Source organism: Methanobrevibacter sp., from assembly GCF_017410345.1.
Taxonomy (GTDB): domain Archaea; phylum Methanobacteriota; class Methanobacteria; order Methanobacteriales; family Methanobacteriaceae; genus Methanobrevibacter.
The window spans coordinates 84,557-104,587 of the sequence record NZ_JAFQQZ010000044.1 but is presented as its reverse complement, the minus strand read 5'-3'; the positions used below and the strand labels follow the sequence as shown (position 1 = coordinate 104,587).

At 35.3% G+C, this 20,031-nt stretch carries 14 protein-coding genes and 1 other RNA gene; 7 read left to right on the top strand and 8 right to left on the bottom strand.

The genetic code is table 11. The annotated features are described in order from the left end of the window. Positions 1-343: 343 nt before the first annotated feature. From IJE13_RS05935 to rnpB, 4 genes are all read left to right on the top strand, one after another. Positions 344-4,795: an Ig-like domain repeat protein gene (locus IJE13_RS05935; RefSeq protein ID WP_292778228.1), complete on the top strand. Its 4,452-nt coding sequence runs from the start codon at positions 344-346 to the stop codon at positions 4,793-4,795. Between the two features lie 134 nt (positions 4,796-4,929). Then, entirely contained in the window at positions 4,930-5,598 is a 669-nt protein-coding gene (locus tag IJE13_RS05930) for a MotA/TolQ/ExbB proton channel family protein (RefSeq protein ID WP_292778278.1), read from the top strand. Positions 5,599-5,759: 161 nt separating this feature from the next. After that, positions 5,760-6,110 (top strand): DUF2149 domain-containing protein, encoded by a 351-nt coding sequence (locus IJE13_RS05925; protein WP_292778226.1) that lies wholly within the window; start codon positions 5,760-5,762, stop codon positions 6,108-6,110. A 77-nt stretch (positions 6,111-6,187) separates the two neighbouring features. Then, positions 6,188-6,468, top strand: an RNA gene (rnpB, locus tag IJE13_RS05920) — RNase P RNA component. A gap of 95 nt (positions 6,469-6,563) precedes the next feature. Here the strand turns inward: rnpB and IJE13_RS05915 are convergent. From IJE13_RS05915 to IJE13_RS05895, 5 genes are all read right to left on the bottom strand, one after another. Further along, positions 6,564-7,778: a pyridoxal phosphate-dependent aminotransferase family protein gene (locus IJE13_RS05915; protein WP_292778224.1), complete on the bottom strand. Its 1,215-nt coding sequence runs from the start codon at positions 7,776-7,778 to the stop codon at positions 6,564-6,566. A gap of 22 nt (positions 7,779-7,800) precedes the next feature. Further along, the gene (locus IJE13_RS05910; RefSeq protein WP_292778222.1) at positions 7,801-8,562 is read right to left on the bottom strand and encodes a 6-carboxyhexanoate--CoA ligase; all 762 of its coding nucleotides are present in this window, start codon (positions 8,560-8,562) and stop codon (positions 7,801-7,803) included. Between the two features lie 387 nt (positions 8,563-8,949). Next, positions 8,950-10,113: a molecular chaperone DnaJ gene (gene dnaJ / locus IJE13_RS05905; RefSeq protein ID WP_292778220.1), complete on the bottom strand. Its 1,164-nt coding sequence runs from the start codon at positions 10,111-10,113 to the stop codon at positions 8,950-8,952. A gap of 454 nt (positions 10,114-10,567) precedes the next feature. Continuing rightward, positions 10,568-12,460, bottom strand: coding sequence for a molecular chaperone DnaK (dnaK, locus tag IJE13_RS05900; protein ID WP_292778218.1), 1,893 nt, complete (start codon positions 12,458-12,460; stop codon positions 10,568-10,570). 171 nt (positions 12,461-12,631) lie between these two features. After that, positions 12,632-13,264, bottom strand: a complete 633-nt coding sequence (locus tag IJE13_RS05895; RefSeq protein WP_292778216.1) for a nucleotide exchange factor GrpE — start codon at positions 13,262-13,264, stop codon at positions 12,632-12,634. A 568-nt stretch (positions 13,265-13,832) separates the two neighbouring features. On the opposite strand from IJE13_RS05895, the gene IJE13_RS05890 reads away from it, so the two are divergent. Continuing rightward, positions 13,833-14,342, top strand: a complete 510-nt coding sequence (locus IJE13_RS05890) for an ArsR family transcriptional regulator (protein ID WP_292778213.1) — start codon at positions 13,833-13,835, stop codon at positions 14,340-14,342. A gap of 173 nt (positions 14,343-14,515) precedes the next feature. On the opposite strand, the gene hypF is transcribed toward IJE13_RS05890, so the two are convergent. Then, positions 14,516-16,921: a carbamoyltransferase HypF gene (hypF, locus tag IJE13_RS05885; protein ID WP_292778210.1), complete on the bottom strand. Its 2,406-nt coding sequence runs from the start codon at positions 16,919-16,921 to the stop codon at positions 14,516-14,518. A gap of 202 nt (positions 16,922-17,123) precedes the next feature. On the opposite strand from hypF, the gene larB reads away from it, so the two are divergent. Beyond that, entirely contained in the window at positions 17,124-17,951 is an 828-nt protein-coding gene (gene larB, locus IJE13_RS05880) for a nickel pincer cofactor biosynthesis protein LarB (protein WP_292778205.1), read from the top strand. A 73-nt stretch (positions 17,952-18,024) separates the two neighbouring features. Beyond that, positions 18,025-18,657, top strand: a complete 633-nt coding sequence (locus IJE13_RS05875) for a GNAT family N-acetyltransferase (protein ID WP_292778202.1) — start codon at positions 18,025-18,027, stop codon at positions 18,655-18,657. Between the two features lie 142 nt (positions 18,658-18,799). Here the strand turns inward: IJE13_RS05875 and hisE are convergent, their stop codons facing one another. After that, the gene (gene hisE / locus IJE13_RS05870; RefSeq protein ID WP_292778200.1) at positions 18,800-19,090 is read right to left on the bottom strand and encodes a phosphoribosyl-ATP diphosphatase; all 291 of its coding nucleotides are present in this window, start codon (positions 19,088-19,090) and stop codon (positions 18,800-18,802) included. Positions 19,091-19,140: 50 nt separating this feature from the next. Then, positions 19,141-19,950 carry a CBS domain-containing protein gene (locus IJE13_RS05865; RefSeq protein ID WP_292778197.1) on the bottom strand — a complete coding sequence of 270 codons (810 nt, stop codon included), beginning with the start codon at positions 19,948-19,950 and terminating at the stop codon, positions 19,141-19,143. Positions 19,951-20,031: the final 81 nt, after the last annotated feature.

The following is a 20,031-nucleotide window of genomic DNA, read 5'->3' as shown; positions in this document are numbered from 1 at the left end:
GGAAATACCTGACAAAAATTAATATTTTAATATTAAAGTTTCATTTTCTTATTTTTTTTATAATTAATATTTTTTAAATTTTAATTTCTTTTTTTTCCTGATTTTAGTGATAAAATCCTTCCTTTCTTTTTCATTACAATTTTTTAGATAAATTTATATTATTATAATATAATAAATATAAATGTATAAATTTTATTTTATATTTGTTAAATTTTATTTTATTTTTATATCAAATATGATTTAATTATTCATAAATTCTTATTAAAAGTAAACATAATTTAATAATTAATTTTTTTAATCTAGCATGCTTAAATGATTTATTTTATAAATCGGGGTGTAAAACATGAATTCTAAAAAATTTATTGCAATGTTGGGATTGTTGGCATTATTGATATTAGCTATTGGAAATATCAGTGCAGCTAATATGGATAATGATATGGATGATTCTAGTCTTGAGTTAGCAGATGATGGAATGGCTGTTAATCATATTGATGATTCCAATGTTGCAAGTGATGAAAATACTGTATATGCTATTAAAAATGTGGAAGAGGATGAAAAGGACAATAGTGAATGTATAGGCAGTATTGATTATTCTTATGAAAATTCTGTAGGTGTGACAAGCAGTCTTGGCGCTAGTCCTGATACGGATATTCTTGCATCTACAATAACATTTAGAGAAAGCGACTATTCCAAATACTTCAGTTCAAATGGGAAGATAATCTCCGGAAAATTAAAGTCTGGAGACACTTTAGATTTTTCAGGGGAATTCACCAATAAGACATTCATTATCAATATTCCTTTGATTGTTACCAGTACTGATAGCACTGCCCATTTGACTAATTGTGCATTTAATTTTATAAATGGATCAAGCGGTTCCAGCATTTCCAATATGAAAATTAATAATTCGGTTATTAATAAACCTCTTATTTCTGTTTCAGATGCTGATGACATGACTCTTAGGGAAAATGACCTATTTAGTTCAGCTACAGGTTCCCACCCAATGACATTCGAAAGGGTTAATAGAATGAATATTTACAATAATACCCTTCGATCTACTGGGTATGTAGAAGGTTGGGGGCATCCCTCTGCGATGGTTTTCCGTAATGCAGGCTCTTGTAACATCTATGATAATACGGTTATAACTAATGATTCAAATGGTATTTATTTCACAGGATATGGTGCTACATCCTCTATGGGTTCAGGGGGAGATGCGGAAAGCTATTCAAATTACATTGTGAATAATACGGTTTATTCAATTAGGCCTCTCCCTTCTTCATTTGTTTATGCCATTCAAGTGATGAGCAGTTACAATTATGTTATAAATAATACAGTTTACAATGCATATAGGGGAATTTCCACTACTGGAACCAGCAATCAGATTATCGGAAATGTGATTTATAATATCCATGGAACATATAGTAGCTATTCTGATGTGGAAGAAGGTGCTGATAATGCCATTATTTCTGGCCCTAATAGCTTAATTAAAGACAATTTAATTTATAATTCATTTTTTAATGGAACCAAAGCGGCTATTCAAGCGGGTCAGGGGTCTAATATTACCAATAACAATATAACAAATGTTACAGGCATTGGAATTTTTATAGAAAAGGGCAATGTCAATATTTCAGACAATAATATCAATGTTACCGGTTATGGTATTTACATTAATCCTTATTATGGAAATATCAGTAATGTTTCAGTTTCAAACAATATCATAGATTCACATAATAAAAATAATATCAAATTAATAAAATTGGGAAGAGACAAGATACCGAATGACATTATTATAAATGACAACATATTATATAATTCAGGTGTTGTATCTATTGATGTTCCATCTGAATCTCAAAATATCACTTTAATCTCTAATATTTTAATAGGAGGTACAGAACCAATCGCATTAGATGATGGGGAGGTACATTTCATTGAGGAGTCTAATTTCTACACTTACTTCACATCAACTGGATATCTGGAAAATATTATAAAAGAAAATGATTATTTAATATTTAAAGGTGAATTTTCATCTAAAAATAAGATACACATAAATGAAAAAGTTAAAATTTTAGGCATTAATGCAAGTTTTGTTGACACAACTTTCATAATAGATGTTGATGATGTATCAATTTCCGATATTAAGATTTTTAATCCGAATCATGATGTGAAAGACCGTTTATGGGGCATTCAAGTTAATGGCGTCAATAATGTGTCAATTAAAAATTGTGATATATCAATAAATGATACCTTTTCAGCATATGCCATCTATCTTTTAGAAGCTTCAAATTGCAGCATTATCAACAATACGCTACAGGCGAGAGGAAACTATTTCACTGCTGCAATACTTTCATTCAATTCAAGAGATATTCTTATGGATGGAAACACTATAAAAACAATTGGAAGCGGTGATACTTATCTCATAAACAATAAAAGCTGTTTGGATGGTTATCTCAGCATTTGTGTGGATGCCTGTTTGGATGGTTCCATAACATGTCCTGATGGATACACAATTTGTGCCGATGGCTCTTTGCTATGTCCTGATGGTAATGTAATCGGTTCAAATCAATTTACAATCTGTGTTGATGGATCAATAGTTTGCACTGATGGGTCTCTAATCTGTGCCGATGGTACTGTAGTCAGTTCTGAAAACACTCAAATCTGTCCTGATGGAGTTTGTGTAGATGGTGTTACCTATTGTCTTGATGGTACTGTTCTTCTTGCTGATGGTACTCGTATTGTTGCTGGCGGTTATCAAATCACTCCGAATAATACAATAATCTGTCCGGATGGTTCTGTCTGTACCGATGGAGTAACTGTTTGTCCGGATGGAAGTATTGTTTGTACTGATGGCACTACCATTTGTGCGGACGGTTCTGTAGTTTGTCCGGATGGAACTACCTTATGTACAGACGGTTCCGTAAACCTTGCTGATGGAGCAAGAATCTGTGCTGATGGAAGTATTGTTTGTACTGATGGCACTATCAGATGTCCTGATGGGACATTTATCAATTCTGAGATTTGTCCGGATGGTTCTGTCTGTGCTGATGGTGTTACCTATTGTCTTGATGGTACTGTTCTTCTTGCTGATGGTACTCGTATTGTTGCTGGTGGTTATAGGCTTACTTCAGATGGTACTGTTGTCTGTCCTGATGGTTCTGTCTGTACCGATGGAATTACTGTTTGTCAGGATGGTTCTGTTGTTTGTCCGGATGGAACTACCTTATGCACTAATGGCACTGTAATTTGTGCAGATGGTGCATTTGTATGTGCTGATGGAAGTATTGTTTGTGCAGATGGCATCATTAGATGTCCTGATGGCACAATAATAAACTATGGCGAGGGAGACGTCAATCCAGATGGTTCTATCTGTGTTGATGGCACAACCTATTACACAAATGGTACAATAGAGTATTCAAATGGAACAGTCATCTGCCTTGATGGAACAGGTTCAAGTAATGTTTTAGATGGGGTTATACCAGGTTCCCATATGGTATCCGGAGTATACAGGACCTATGGGGTCTTATTAATCCATTCCTCTAATGTTAACTTAACAAACAATAAGATTGATGTAAGCTCTGATTTGCCATCAAATTATAATTTGAATGAATCCTATAACTCCATTGCAGGGGTATTTATCCATTATGGCGGATTTAACAATACCATTTCAAATAATGATATTCTTCTTCATTCCAATGACCCTATCATTTATGGCATAGGCATTATTGGAGCAAGTCCGAACAGTACAGCTGAAGGATCTAAAAACAACAACTTCACTGATAATAATGTTACAATTATTGGTCCTTTACATGGTGTAGGCATTGTTTTAGGATATAAAGCAATTGACTCCAATTTCCTAAATAATAATTTTGGGATCTTTACCAATCACAGTCATAACATCTTGACATATAGCGGAAGTGAGAACAATGCTATTGAAGGAAATAGCTTTACAGGAAAAGCCAATTCCACTTTAGTTGTCTCCAATTCATCCTATAAAGTGGATAACTTAAACAAAATTATCTCTGTAACTCTCAAGGATGAATACGGAAATGCCATTGCTAATGCCAAGATCAAAATAACTGTAAATGGTAAAACATATACTGCCAAAACTAATGATAAGGGTGTTGCAACCTTAAAGGTTTCATTGAATGCAGTTAAATCTTATAGTATCAGTGCTAAATTTGAAGGTGATTCCTATAACTTTGCGTCATCCGCATCTGGAAAGATTACAATTACTAAAGGCTCTACAAGTCTAACCGCATCCGGCAAGACTTTTACAGTTACTACAAGTTCAAAAGCCATTGCGGTAACATTAAAGGATGGAAGTGGAAATGTAATTAAGAATAAGAAGATTACAGCAACCGTAAATGGAAAAACCTATAGCGGTACAACCAACTCCAAAGGTGTGGCAACAATTAAATTGAAATTGACTGCTGTAAAGACCTATACTGTAAGCCTTAAGTTTGCAGGTGACAGCAATTACAAAGCAAGCACCAAGTCCATAAAGGTTAAGGTGACTAAGACAAAAACCAAATTGGCTGTGCCTAAAAAGACTTATAAGAAGGCTGCAAAAAACAAGAAACTGACTGCAACCTTAAAGGATCAGACTGGAAAAGTCTTAAAATCCAAAAAGATTACTTTCACAGTTAATGGTAAAAAATACTCCGCAAAAACCAATTCTAAAGGAGTTGCGACTGTAAAGGTCAAATTATCCAAAAAGAAAACCTATAAGCTTACAGTTAAATTCGCTGGTGACAAGACTTATGTGGCGGTTACAAAAACCGGAAAAGTTGTAATAAAATAGATTTCTAGAATAAGTAATTAATTCATTTTAATTATTTTATTCTTTATTTTTATGGTGATTTAATGATTAATGTTGGAAATGCTTTGATTTATGCTGATGAGGCTGCCTTTCAAGGTTCAAACGGATTGTTGTCCATGTTCTCAAATACCAATGGAACCGGACTTCCAATACTTGACAGTTCACTGACTGCCATTACACAGGCATTGCAGATACCTGTAATCATACTTTTGATAGCATTTTTAGTCTTTGCCGTATATACTTTAGGAAAGCTATTATCAGAACACCTTTCCCGTAAGAAAGTGCCTGTTAGCTTAATCAAGGATATGATTTACGCAATCTATGATGCAGAGTCTGCTGAGGATATCAAGAATGTTGTGAACAATGCGGATATTCAGAAGTCCCAAAAGAGAATCTTGTCAGAACTTGCAGACAGTGAGCATCTTGGTAAGAAGTCAAGGGAAACCCTTGCTCGTAGATTGATAGACAATGAAGAGGATAAGATCGCACAGAATCTTAACAAGACAGATATCGTGACTAAAATCGGTCCAACCCTTGGATTGATGGGTACATTGATTCCTATGGGTCCGGGGCTTGCGGCATTGGGTACCGGTGACGTTACCACACTTGCAAGTGCGATTACAATTGCATTCAACACAACAGTCATTGGTATTGGTGCAGGTGCTATCGCATACTTCGCCTCCAAGTTGAGACGAAGATGGTTTGGTGAATACCTTGCCAACCTGGATGCATTGATGGATGCGATTTTGGACAATATCGACAAGAGGGATGAGAGGCTGAAATAATCACTGAAGTGATTGAGGATTATACAATATAATTTTGAAAACATTAATTTAAATAAATTGTTTTTGAAAAATAAGTTCAGATATTGTATACAATATATTTAAAAAATTTTACAATAGATTGGAATTCATATGTGTTTATATTAAAAATTTTGGTGATTGTTATGGCTCGTCGTCGAGGAAAGGGACGTTTTGACAGTGAGGAAGAGGATCCTATGGCAGGAACCGCCAACCTTGTGGATGCAATGTTGGTCATTGCTGTAGGCTTGCTCGTTTTCCTGGTGCTTGCTTGGAACATGCAAAGCGTTTTATTTAATAATGATTTGACTCAGGAACAGAAGGAACAGGTTATGGAAGCAATGAATCAGGAAGTGACTGAGGTTCAAGAGGGGGAAATATTGAATGAGACTCCTGATACAAGCAATCAGACTGGACAGGGTTATACCGAGATGGGTAAGGTGTATAAGGACCCACAAACGGGTAAGATGATCATGGTCCAGAATAAGACTAAATGATTTTCTTCTTTTTTAATTTTTTTACTATTTTTCAAATTTTAATTATTTATACTAGAAAAGATAAATTATTGGTAATGGTAAGCCGAAGACAGCTGCTGGTTTTATAACTAGGGAAACTCCGCACATCGTATAGACTGTAAAGTTGAAAGACTTATGCTGAGAAGTATGACTCTGGAGCAGAAACGACACGGCCTTTGATGGATGACAATGATGCTTGACTGATGGACATTAAAGGAATCGGTGAAACGGCCAATCTACAGGATGCAAGAACAAATATGCTGATGACCTCTAAGGGAAGCAGAGTAGTTCGCTAAGATGAATGCTGTATAAAACAGAATGTGGGTTACTCTCGGCAGACCAACAAGCTTTTATTGGCCTTCGGCCAATAAAACCTTGACCAAAACTCTTTCACTAGTAGGGAGAGTTAATCCTTTTATCTATTTTTAAAAAAAGCTATTTTTTAATATTATTCCAAATTTTAATAATCTCATTTGCAGTGAATTCTATTTCTTCTTTTGTATGGGTTGACATTATTGTAAATCTCAGTCTGCTCATCTCTTTAGGTACGGATGGTGGTCTGATTGCTGAAACCAAAATTCCCTCTTTTTTAAGTTCATTTGAGAATCTGTTTGCTAAATCTGCAGGGCCTATGATGATTGGAATGATTGGTGTTTCTCCATCAACAATATTCAATCCTGCATTGATGAGTAGTTCTCTCATAAGCTTTGTGTTTGAATTTAGATTATTCAAGTATTCTTCACTATTTTCCTTCAATAGATTCAATGCAACATTTGCACTAGCTATTGTGGAAGGTGAAAGTGCTGTTGAGAATATGAATGGTCTTGATTTGTTTATGAGGTAATCAATGTAGACTTGCTTTCCACAGACGAATCCTCCTTCAGATGCAAGTGCCTTGCTTAAGGTGCCTATCTGCAAGTCTACAGAATCGGTCAGATCGATTCCTGTCTTGTCTTTAAAGTATTCAACTGTTCCTTTACCGGTCTTTCCGATTACTCCAGTCGCATGAGCATCATCAATTATTAGAGTGCAGTTGTATTTCTCAGCTATTTCCACAAGTTCCGGTAGTGGAGCAATGTCTCCATCCATGCTGAATACTCCATCGCTGGCAATGAAAAAATTGGAATTTTGATTATTCATTTCTTTTAATTCAGATTGAATTAATCTTTCCAATTCATCAGTATCTTTATGTTTATAGACCTTTACTTTAGCTTTAGAGATTTTAGTTCCATCAATGATGCTTGCATGATTCAATTCATCAGAGAATATTATGTCATTTTCCTTTGTAAGTGCATAAATGACTCCTAAGTTAGTCATATATCCTGTATTAAAAATAAGTGCGGATTCAGTGTTCTTAAACTCGGAGATGCTTTTTTCAAGTTCTCTAGCTTCAAAAGAGGCTCCTGTAGTCAGTCTTGAACCAGTTGAACCTGTTCCATATGTGCTTGCATCCTTTGATGCTTTTATCACATCATGATGATGAGTCAATCCAAGATAATTGTTTGTTCCAAAAACAAGATACTCCTTTCCATCACTATCGATGGCTTTTGTGGAACTGATGAACCTTAAGTCATCTACGGTTCTATTTAGATTCTTGCTTTTGAGCTCTTCCAACTCTTTTTTCAATTGCTTTTCAAGATTTGGATTCATGTTATCATCAATAATTAGGATTCTATTCAATCAGCACAACCTGCTTTTCAAGGTAATTCATCAAATCATCTAAAGTGTAATCATCATTCAATTGATTTGTATCAACAAAGAAAACCCTTCCGCCTATAGGAGTTCCTTCATCTTTTAGGATAGGAATCCGTTCATAAGTATCCTTTGTTCCAACATATCCTATCACATAGCTTGGATCATCTGACCAACAAAGCTCTGCAACGATTCCTTTAGTACTTGCTATCTTGGATGCTAGAATCAATGCCTCTTCAAGGTGAAGTCCTTCCCTTCCATCATTTTTCAGTGATTCTTTGTATTTAGTTATGTCCGCACTGGCTATTCCGGTGACTCTGACACCCTTAATTCCTTTATTGTCTATTCTATCTCCAGTGTCCTTGTCAATCAGCATAGCTCCATGCATGCTATCTTCAAGGTCAAGCAGGGTCTGAATGGCTTTTTGGGTGGATTCTTCGCTTACATCATTTTCCTTCAGTAGTTCTTTGGCAAGATTCAATCCTTCCTCTTTGGAATTAACATGATGCTGGTTAATGTTCAATCTCTTTTTATAGATGATGTCATCTTCATCAATCTCTTCAATCTTGAAGTTTATGAAATCAGGCTTTCCTCGCTCGTGAGTGATTGCCCTTCTATAAACATTGATCAGTTCCTTTTCTATTTCTTCTTCCCTTAAAATACGTTCTGCTCCTGAGATGTGCTTTCCCCCTTCTTCATGAGGGCCTCCTTTTGAGCATCGCATCTTTATGCTGTACATCATAAGATCTTGCCTGTTAAAATTTTTACTATAATCTATATGTTCTTCATAATTATTAACATTTAATATGTGAAAATTTTCTAAAATTTCCAATAATTTGAAAAGAATTTTTCAGTAAAAATTTTCATTCAACTTAATTGATTCAAGATACATTTAAAATGATAGTTTGATAAGTAAACTATATTTTAATCATGTATTACTATTATTAAATTGATTCATTTTTTAAATCACATGTTTTAAAATAATAGTATCTACATAAGAAGATAAAAATTTTTAATTTTAGTAAAATTTTATAAAAAATAGTTGAAAAATAGAAAATGAAAATATTTGAAAAAATAGTTAAAAAATAGAAAAAGATGTTTAATTTAAACATCTGATTATTAGTTAAATTTACGGATTGTTTATAGCATCTTTCACTTTGTCAAACAATCCTTTTTTGTAGACCTTTATCTCGTCTCCGCTGATTTCACCGAATTGGATCAAGAGCTTTTTCTGTTCCTTGCTTAATCTTTGTGGAACGACAACGGTAATGTTCACATAAAGGTTACCTTTTCCTGCACGTCTCATGTAAGGCATACCTTGGTCTCTTAATCTGAATGTGGTTCCGCTTTGGGTTCCAGGTGGAATCTTAAGCTCGACTTCACCATTGATTGTTGGAATGTCTACAGTGTCACCTAAACTTGCTTGGACGAAGCTGATCTGCTTTTCATAGTAGAGGTTAGCACCATCCCTTTCGAAGTACTCGTGCCTTTTGATGTAGATTTCCACATAAAGGTCTCCCTTTCCTCCGCCAACATCTCCAACATTACCTTCACCGGAAACTCTTAATCTGTTTCCATTTTCAACACCTGCTGGAATCTTGATGTTGAGGGTCTTGCTTTCCTTGACGGTTCCTCTTCCCTTACAGTTGTGGCATGGTTCCTTGATAATCTTACCGGTACCATTACATTCTCCACATTGGACAACGTTCATGACTTGACCGAAGAGGCTTTGCCTAATCTGTTTTCTTTGACCTGTACCGCCACAGACTGGACAGGTTTCCACTTCGCTTCCAGGCTCGGCCTTTGAACCGTCACAGACTGGGCAGAATACATCGTGTCTGACTGTGACTTCCTTATCGGCACCATTAGCTGCCTCTTCCAATGTGATTTCGATTTCAGTGTAGATGTCGCTTCCCCTTCTTGGTCCGGTACTGCGTGATCTGGACCTTCCTGTACCGAATCCGAAGAGATCGAATATGTCCTCTATTCCGCCTCCTCCGAATCCTTGGAAGATGTCTTCGAAGTTTACGTTTCTAAAGATGTCTTCATTGGTGAAGCCTTCCATACCTGCATGGCCGAATTGATCATATCTTTGCCTTTTCTCTTCATCGGATAGGACAGCGTAAGCTTCACTGATTTCCTTGAACTTTTCAGTGGCTTCCTCTTTTTGATCCTCTTCCACAACGTCAGGATGGTATTTTCTAGCTAATTTACGATAAGCTTTCTTAATCTCTTTCTCATCGGCGGTCTTGTCCACTCCGAGAACTTCATAATAGTCACGCTTCTCTGCCATTTCGTCACCTTATAAGATTAATAATTGATTATTCAGTTTATTTCGATTAATTATGATTTATTTTTTTTTTAATGTTTATCAAATAAATTTTTAAAAATAGCATATCTACTATTAATTAAAATTTAATTAAATTATTTTTTCATTATTTTCTGATAATTTAATTAAATTTTAGCTAATAATATTTACTAAATTAATTATTAGTTAATTTTAATATTTAAACTTAATTTAATTTATTAATTTACGTTTAATTGATTTTTTTAATATTTAATTAATAAAAAGAATTCTTCAGACATTAAAAGGTATAAGTGGCTAAGAAAAACTAAGGAGGAATGTCTAAAAGAATTCCATTTATTAATCTTTAAATTTGATTTTTGAGAGTTTCAAATGTTTCTATAAATTTTTTTGAGATTAAATAAAATCAAAAAATAAATAGATTAAAAGCTATTGCTTTAATCTATTTTTTCTCTTCGAATTCAGCATCAATGGTGCCGTCATCGTCATCTTGTGGGCCTGCTCCTGCGTTAGGGTCAGCGCCAGCTGCTGCATCTTGTGCTGCTTGTTGTGCTGCTGCAGCCTCTTGGTAGATTCTAGCACCGATGTCTTGAACCACTTTGGTAAGTTCATCGGTTTTTTCCTTGATTGCAGCAATGTCGTCGCCGCTGATTAATTCCCTGAGTTCTGCAACCAATCTTTCAATGTTGGATCTTTCATCATCAGAGACTTTGTCCTTGATTTCTTCCTCATTGATGGTTTTTTCTGCAGTGTAGATCATGGAGTCGGCATTGTTTCTAACTTCAATTTCCTCTTGTTTCTTCTTGTCTGCTTCAGCGTTCATTTCAGCTTCCTTGACAGCCTTTTCGATTTCCTCGTCAGTCAATTTGGTAGAGGAAGTGATGGTAATGGATTGTTCCTTGCCGGTTCCTTTGTCTTGTGCAGTAACATTGATAATACCGTTTGCATCGATATCGAAGGTTACTTCGATTTGAGGCATTCCTCTTGGTGCAGGAGGTATTCCCACTAATTGGAATCTTCCAAGAGTGGTGTTGTCTGCTGCCATTTTTCTTTCCCCTTGAACTACGTGAATGTCTACGGAAGGTTGGTTGTCAGCTGCAGTTGAGAAGATTTGAGACTTTTTAGCAGGAATTGTAGTGTTTCTTTCAATAAGGGTGGTTGATACTCCACCTAAGGTTTCAATACCTAAGGATAATGGGGTAACGTCCAAGAGAACTAAGTCCTTGATTTCTCCAGCTAATACTCCACCTTGGATAGCTGCACCCATTGCTACACATTCCATTGGGTCGATTCCTCTTTCTACAGGTTTGCCGATGTAGTTTTCTACGAATTTTTGTACGATTGGCATTCTAGTAGGTCCGCCGACAAGAATGATTTTGTCAATGTCGTTTTTGGTCATTTTTGCATCATCCAATGCCTGTTTGATAGGTTGACCACATTTGTTTACGATAGGATCTACTAATTCTTCCAATTTTGCTCTGGTCAAGTTGTTGATGAGGTTGTGAGGTTTGCCGTCAGCGCCCATGCAGATGAATGGCAAGTTCACTTCACTTGTCAATGTAGTGGACAATTCAATCTTTGCCTTTTCAGCTGCTTCTCTTAATCTTTGTACAGCTTGGTCATCGGTCATTAGGTCGATTCCGGTTTCAGCTTTGAATTCGCTTGCTAAGTAGTTCATTAAAGCGTTGTCCATGTCGGTACCACCAAGTTGGGTGTCACCGCTGGTGGATTGCACTTCGAATACTCCTCCACCGAATTCCATGATGGTTACGTCTAAGGTACCTCCACCTAAATCGAATACTAAAATGTTTACGTCATCATCGTCATCCTGTTTGTCGATACCATAAGCTAAACTTGCTGCGGTAGGTTCGTTTACAAGTCTTACTACATCGAGGCCTGCAATGGTTCCTGCGTCTTTGGTTGCGGTTCTTTGGTTGTCGTCAAAGTAAGCAGGTACGGTGATTACCGCTTTTTCAATAGGTTCTCCTAAGAAGGATTCCGCATCTTTTTTGATCTTTTGCAAGATTTTTGCAGAGATTTCCTGTGGAGTGTATTGTTTTCCTTGGATGGTTACTTTGTAGTCGGTACCCATTTTTCTTTTGATTGCACTGATAGTGTTTTCAGGGTTGGTTACAGCTTGTCTTCTTGCTGGTTCACCAACTAATTGCTGGCCATCTTCGGTAAATGCGACATAACTTGGAAATGCCTTACCATATTGGCTTGCACCTTCTGCACTTGGGATAACGGTAGGTTTACCACCGACAAGTACGGAAGCTGCAGAGTTACTGGTTCCTAAGTCAATTCCAATGATTTTTTCTTTTTTAGTATCAGACATAGTTTTCACCTTTACATTTTGTTTTTAATAAAAGTTATTTTGATTTTTTATTTGCAGATATTTTAATTTTAAGATTTCTTAAAATATTTGCTAGAAAAATTATTTTAAGATTAAAATAATTTTAATTTTATAATAATTTATAAATATGAATTTTAATTTTTTATATTTTGATTATTCTTCTTTTTTAGCTTTTTTGCAAACTCTAACTTTAGAGTATTTGATTACCTTATCCTTCAAGGTGTATCCTTTCATGAGTTCATCAACGATTTCATTGTTTTCATGATCCGGACTGTCTACAGTAAGCAATGCCTCATGCTTGAATGGGTCGAATTTCTCTCCCACTGCAGGAATCTCTTCAACACCTTCCTTTTCTAAGGTATTTTTCATTTTTGAATAAATTAGTTCTAAACCTTCTCTAAGTTCTTCTTCGTTAGTTGAGTTTTCAAGAGCCCTTTCCATATCCTCATAGATGTCTATGAATTTTACAATGAGGCCTTCATTTGCATATCTTATCAGGTCTTGCTTTTGCTTTTCACCTTGCTTTCTGAAATTATCAAAGTCTGCTTGAAGTCTTTGTATATGGGATTTTAGCTCTATGATCTCTTCATCTTTCTTTTCAAGGTCTTCTTTCAATTTAGCTAATTCATCATCTTCCTTTTCTTCTTCTCCTTCAGAAGGCACTTCTTCATCTTCAGATTTTTCTTCATCTTCAGAAGGAGCTTCTTCCTTTTCTTCCTGAAGTTTGGATTGATCTTCTTCAATATTCAAATCTTCAGATTTTTCTTTCTTGTTTTTCTTAGCCATTTATTCACCTTTTATGAATTTATCATAAAGTTATAATGAAAGAGAAAGAGAGCGATAAGCTCCTTTAATATTCATGACTTCAATCAAAGAAATTTGATTTGTTTTTTCTATTATATGGGTTAATAGAAAAGTGTTTTATGTTTCTAGATTTAGGGTGTGGGCTTAAATCTAGGAAATCTTTGTTTATAGTGTGATTTTTAAAGAGGATTTTGAAATGTTCTTTGATTTGTGTTTATCCGGTTTGTTATTATTTTTTAGAATCTTATAGGTTTCTCATAATAACTTTTTGAGTTTAAGTTATTCATTGACAGAAGTTTGATTTTTTGATTTGTTTAAGTTCTGCTTTTAATAAATAACCGTTGGATTTAGATTTTATTTTGTCAATTTATATTAAAGTAACAAAATGTTATCTTTCTCTATACTTATTATAGTAACAAAATGTTATATAAAGATTTCGGTTTTTAGTAACAAAAAGTTAATATAATACTTATGACTTATATTATTATAGAGCATAGTGCAGAAATATTAATTTATTTTTACAATTTTTTTAAAAAGTGGAGGTCAAATTATGGAACAGAACCAAAGACAGCAAGATGATGTTGATATGGAAGCCATTCTTGATGTTATGGGATGCAAGACCAGACGTGATATCATGGATCTCTTAAGGGAAGAGCCAAGATTTGTCAGTGAAATATCCCAAGAGCTCCAAATAGGTCAGAAAGCCATTATTGAACATTTAAGGGCTATGGAAGATGTGGGAATCTTAACATCTTCAACAAAAAAAGTGGTCAGAGGTCGCCCTCGTAAGTATTATGACATGCCTAATGATGTGAATGTCAGCATTACAATCACCAAGCATTCATTCAATGTGGCAATTTCCGAGGATATGCTAAATCCTCAAAATGACATTAAGCAATTGCCTTCTGGTGACGAATGGTCTAAGTTATTGGACATTGAAAAGAGAATTGACCAAGGTCAGACAGAAGCCATTGAAGAATTGAAAAGTCAAATACGCTTATACGACAACTTGAAGGAAAGAGCAGAATACATTTTGGAAAGAACTTATAATAGATATTAGATTATTATTAAAATAATAATATAATAATATAATATTTATTATTCTTTTTATTGTCTTTCTTTTTTTACTTTTTTTTAAATTAAATAAATTAAAAATAGTATTATATAAAAAATACTATATTATAAATATAATATATAATAAATAATATTTTCATTATTATTTATTTTCTTATTTTACAAATCCTTGAGATTTATTCCAGCAACTATTGCCTGTCCTAAGGATACTGATCCGTCTCCCGGACAGGAGTTGATGTGTTGAATGAATTCGAATCCATCTTTTTCCACATAGTTCTTAATGTGTGATGTGATTGCCTCGTTGTAGAACACTCCGCCTGTTGCACCTATTGTTCTGATTCCCTTTTCCCTTGCGGATTCCACGGCAAGCTTAGCAAGTCCTATGCTAACTGCCTTTTGACCTGCAACTGCAATCTTATTGAGATTCTCTCCTTCTTCAATCTTGTCTACAACATATCTGAGTATTGCAGTAGTATCAAGAATCATTCTCTTTCCGTTTTCATCTTCATATTCTTTAATGATTATTGGGAAGTCTTCGAGCTTGTCTTCTTCTTTGTAATCATAAGCGTATGATTCCAATTTCATGGAGGCTTCCCCTTCGTAGGTACGTCTGTCACATATGTGGAGAGCGGTTGAAATGGAATCAAGAACCCTTCCGGTACTTGTGTTTATTCCAACGTTGAGATTGGTTTCCAATTGCCTGAAAAGACTTTTTATTTCAATTGCTCCATGCTGGAATGAGTTGATGTAATTTTCATTCAATAGTTCCTTTATGTAATCTTCAGTGTACTTTTCGCTTTCATAGTCACTGTTTGGATTTGCAAGTATGGCTGCCAACATTCTCACTGGGAATTTAGTGCACAAATCTCCACCAGGCATCTTCTGAGGCATCAATGAGGCTGTTCTTTCATAATCCTTAATGTTTGTGTACAGTATTTCTCCACCCCATGAGTTGCCGTCTCCACCATATCCCACTCCATCTGCAGCGATTATGATCATTTCATCATATTCATTTCCTTCCTCTTTTGAATAGTGGTCATTTAACAATGAGATTCCATGGGCATGATGGTGCTGAACAGGTATCAATGGACAGTCATATTCATCTGCAAGCTCTTTTGCAAGCTTTGTAGTGAAGAACTGTGGGTGCAAGTCACATGCGATTGCATCGAAATCATCGGTTTTTGTAATCCTCATCATATGCTTGATTGCTTCCTGGAGGAATTCATAGGTTCTGTACTTGTTGGTATTTCCGATATGCTGGGACACATATGCCTTGGAATTCTTAAGGATAGTGAATGTGACGTCAAGTTCAGGACCAAGAGCGAGAATGTTTAAGTTATCGAACTCTGGATTCAGATGGATGTATTTTCCTTTGAGGTCGTATGGTTCTGGAGTGTATCCTCTTGATCTTCTTATGAATGCAAGCTCATTGTTTCTGAATCTGGCCACGGAATCGTCGCATCTATTGAGTATTCTTCTGTTGTGGATGAGGTAATAGTCAGCTATTTCATCAAGGTTTTCAAGGATTTCCTGGTTTGTAATCATCATAGGCTCTCCAGGAACGTTAGCTGAAGTCATGATATAAGCTGGAGTGTCGGTATGATTGAACAGTAGATGGTGCAATGGGGCATATGGCAACATGACTCCAATATTGTGCAGACCAGGTGAAACTGACTCTGCGAAATCATAATCATCATTCTTCTTTAGGATTACAATAGGCCTTTCCTTTGATAATAATGTCTTTTCTTCAGCTTCTGATACGATTGCATATCCTTTGACGGTTTCAATGTTTGGGCTCATAACTGCAAAAGCCTGGTTTTCTCTTCCCAATCTTTCCCTTAGGAGATTTACAGTATCTTCCATCATCACATTTGCAACTAAGTGTGTTCCTCCAATTCCCTTGATTGCAAATATCTTTCCTTCATCAAGGAGTCTTGCGGTTTCCTTCAAGGGGTCTTCACAATCTATCCTAATTGGATTTTGATTGTCCTTTCCATACAATTCCAAGGATGGTCCGCAGACTTCACAGCAGCTTGCTTCTGCATGATAACGTCTGTCGAGAGGGTTTTTGTATTCCACTTCACATTCATCGCATAATGGGAAATCGTCCATGGTGGTCTTGTCCCTGTCATATGGGACATTTTCAATTACAGTAAAACGAGGCCCGCAGTCAGTGCAGGCATTGAATGGATAATTGTATCTTCTATTGTTTGGATCGTTTATCTCTTCCAAGCATTTGTCGCAGATTGCAAGGTCAGGTGGAATGACTGATGTTCCTGAGAAACTGTCTGAACTTTCCTTGATTGTAAAATCAGCATATTCTTCTGCCTCAACAAGATCTTCGGTTTCCAAGTTGTTTATTTTAGCTATTGGCGGAAGTTCATTTTGGAGTTTGTATATGAAATCAGCTATTTGTTCATCAGAACCTTGGATTATTATCTCCACTACATTTCCCAAGTTCCTGACATAACCTACCAATTTTAATTCAGTAGCTATCCTATATATGAAGGGCCTGAATCCCACTCCTTGTACAATCCCTTCAACCAATACTTTTCTTGTTCTCATTTCCACCATCTAGAATAAAATCATAAATAAAATAAAAAGATAATAATAAAATAATAATATAATTTATATTCAATATATTAATTATATATTATAGTAATTATAAATCTTTTTAATATAATGTTTTCTATTGTGATTTGAATTTAATTAAATTTTTAAAAAGTATTCTTAGTTAAATTATTGATTTTATAATGTTTGTGATAAAATGAAGGAAATTCTTAAAAGTCTTGCTGAAGGAAAGATTTCAATAGAGGAATGCGAGACTCTCTTAAAGGCTGAAAGCATTCGCCAATTGGATGATGTGGCTCAAATAGACACTTCCCGTAGGGATAGGACTGGATTCCCAGAAGCCATTTTGGCAGATAGCAAGGATTATGAAGATCTATTGACCATTATCAAAAGGTATTTTGAAAAGGAAGAGTCAAATGGTTCAATTGAATTGAAGAGCAATATCATAATTACAAGATTATCTAAGGAAAGATATGAGTTATTAAATGAAGATTTGGCTTATTTGCTTGATAAGGGAATCAAATTTGACTATAATAAAAGAGCAAAGATCTTGATTATCTATACGGATGCTTTAGTTGATTTCAATCCTGAATATGGCAAGATAGGACTTTTAACTGCCGGCACATCCGACATTCCAATTGCTGAAGAGGCAAAGGTCATTGTTGAACAGGGAGGATGTGAAGTCATCAGCTCCTATGACATTGGCGTTGCGGGAATTCATAGGCTTTTCCCTCAAATCGCTCATATGGTGGAGGAAGATGTTTGCGCATTCATCGTCTGCGCAGGAATGGAAGGGGCACTTCCTTCTGTTGTTGCAGGATTGGTTGATGTTCCTGTGATTGCCGTTCCAACATCTGTAGGTTATGGTGTAGGTGCAGACGGCAAGGCAGCATTGTATTCCATGCTGCAATCCTGTGCTCCAGGATTATCCGTTGTAAATATTGACAATGGATTCGGTGCAGGAGTCTTTGCTTTAACCATTGCAAAGAACATTGCCAAAAAAGTGAAGATGTCTAAAGGATAATTTTTATTCATTCAATTAATTTTTTATTAATTCTTATTTGTTTTTAATTTATATTATTTTATTGGTGTTTGTATTGATTTTTAGAGACTTTAATCCAGAGATTCATGATACTTATAAAGTGGCTGAGCTCATCTATGATGTTGATTTTAGAACATTCAAGCATGTTTTCAAATCAAAGGAAGAAGGTGTGGAAGCCATTAGGAACAGATTGCTTCTGATTGATTTTGCTGAAGGTGCCCAAGAGGATGAAAATGAACTGTTCTATGTCTTCTTTGATGATGAGGATGTAGAGGAGAATGAAATAATCGGCATGTTCAATGGAGGAAAGGGAGTTCAACATTCACTATTAGGTGATATTAAGAATCAGTTCAAGACCCTTAAATTCAAGGATGCATTAGGTCTTTCAAAAGTCTCCTTTATGGACAATTTCGTTTTGGTAGATGTTGAGGATGAAGACTTTTACATCTGCGAATTGGCTATCTGCTCCAATCAAAGGGGAAAAGGATACGGAACTGAAGCTTTGGATCAATTGATTCAGCTTGCAAAAGATTTGGATTGCAGAAGAGTGGTTTTGGATGCCGATTTTAGAAATGATGGTGCATATAGGCTATACAGTTCCAAAGGATTTAAGGTCTTCAATAGGAAATCATTCGGTGTTCCTGGAAAGAAAAGAGGGATGCGTAATATGGAATTGGTTTTAAAATAGCTATTTTCTATTTATTATCTATTTTTTTATTTTTTTTCTGCTATTTTTTTTAATTTTATAGATTTTTTATTTTTCAATATTTAATTCGTAATTATTCAAACTAATTATCTTTTCATAAAAAAAGAAGATTTTATTGAAAGAATTATTTTCTTCTTCTTTCAAATTCTTCCAGAATCTCATCGAATTCCACTCCTTTGTAAACCAAAAGGAGCAATGTATGAAATATCAAATCAACAGATTCATAAACCAAATTCTCATCATTTTTAGAGGCGATAAGGGTTTCTCCACATTCTTCGGCAATCTTTTCAAGGATCTTGTCCTCTGCCTTTTTATCGCTGTCTTTCATGATGTTGGAGGTGTATGAGTCTATTGGGGAATCCCTACGGCTTTCCAATACTTCATAAACATCTCTTAAAATCTTTTCATCTACCATCAATTCACTTCCATAAAGTGTAATTTACTTAAAAAAAATCAATAATTCGATTAGGTATGCTTGCGCTGTGAGTTTTTAATGGTTTCAGTTATTGCAATCAAAGGATGCTGATCGTCATCGATAATTGTTATGTCGTTGAATGAATTCAATCCTTGTCTTTCAGCAGTCTTTTCCATACCTAACTTAATGTCCTTGTGGAAATCCACAACATAGGAATCGATCTTGTCCAATCCTAATTTTACAGATGCCACTGCCCTATGATGTCCGTCCACTAGGATATATCTGTCTCCGCTTTTAACCACAATGGTCGGTTCAGCCAATCCCTTTTCAAGCTCGTAGGTTCTTCCCTGCAATTCATCGGCATAGACTCTGTCTTGAGTAGGTCTGATCTTTTCTACAGGGACTTCCTCCCTTGTCAATGTGGTTTTGATGTCATAGAGCTTTTCCATGGTTTCCTTGAATGCGTTGACTTTAGTTGGAGTTGACCTTTCGATATGTGACCTTACAATATCTGTGTTGGTCATGATTCCTTTCACATGTCTTCCCTTGTCAACAACAGGAAGTCTTGAAATACCATGTCTGAACATCACTCTTGAAGCGTCGTTGATGTGCATGTCCTCTCTTGCGACGATTACATCTGTAGACATTATTCCACTTACATATTCAGTTTCCCAGTCTTTTAACAATAAGTCGTAAGCGGTTATTATTCCGACAATTATTCCATCTTCATCAACTACAGGATAACCGTCGTGCTTTGTTTCCTTCATCAAGGCAATAACATCTTTGTTGAGAGCATTATATCTTACAGTAATTACATCTTTTGTCATGTAATCCCTTACTGTGGCCTTTTCTTGTTCCATATTCATCCTCCCATACAATGATTTTTAAAAATTAATATTATATTTTAAATTAAGTTAATTCTTATAAAAAAATATTGAATA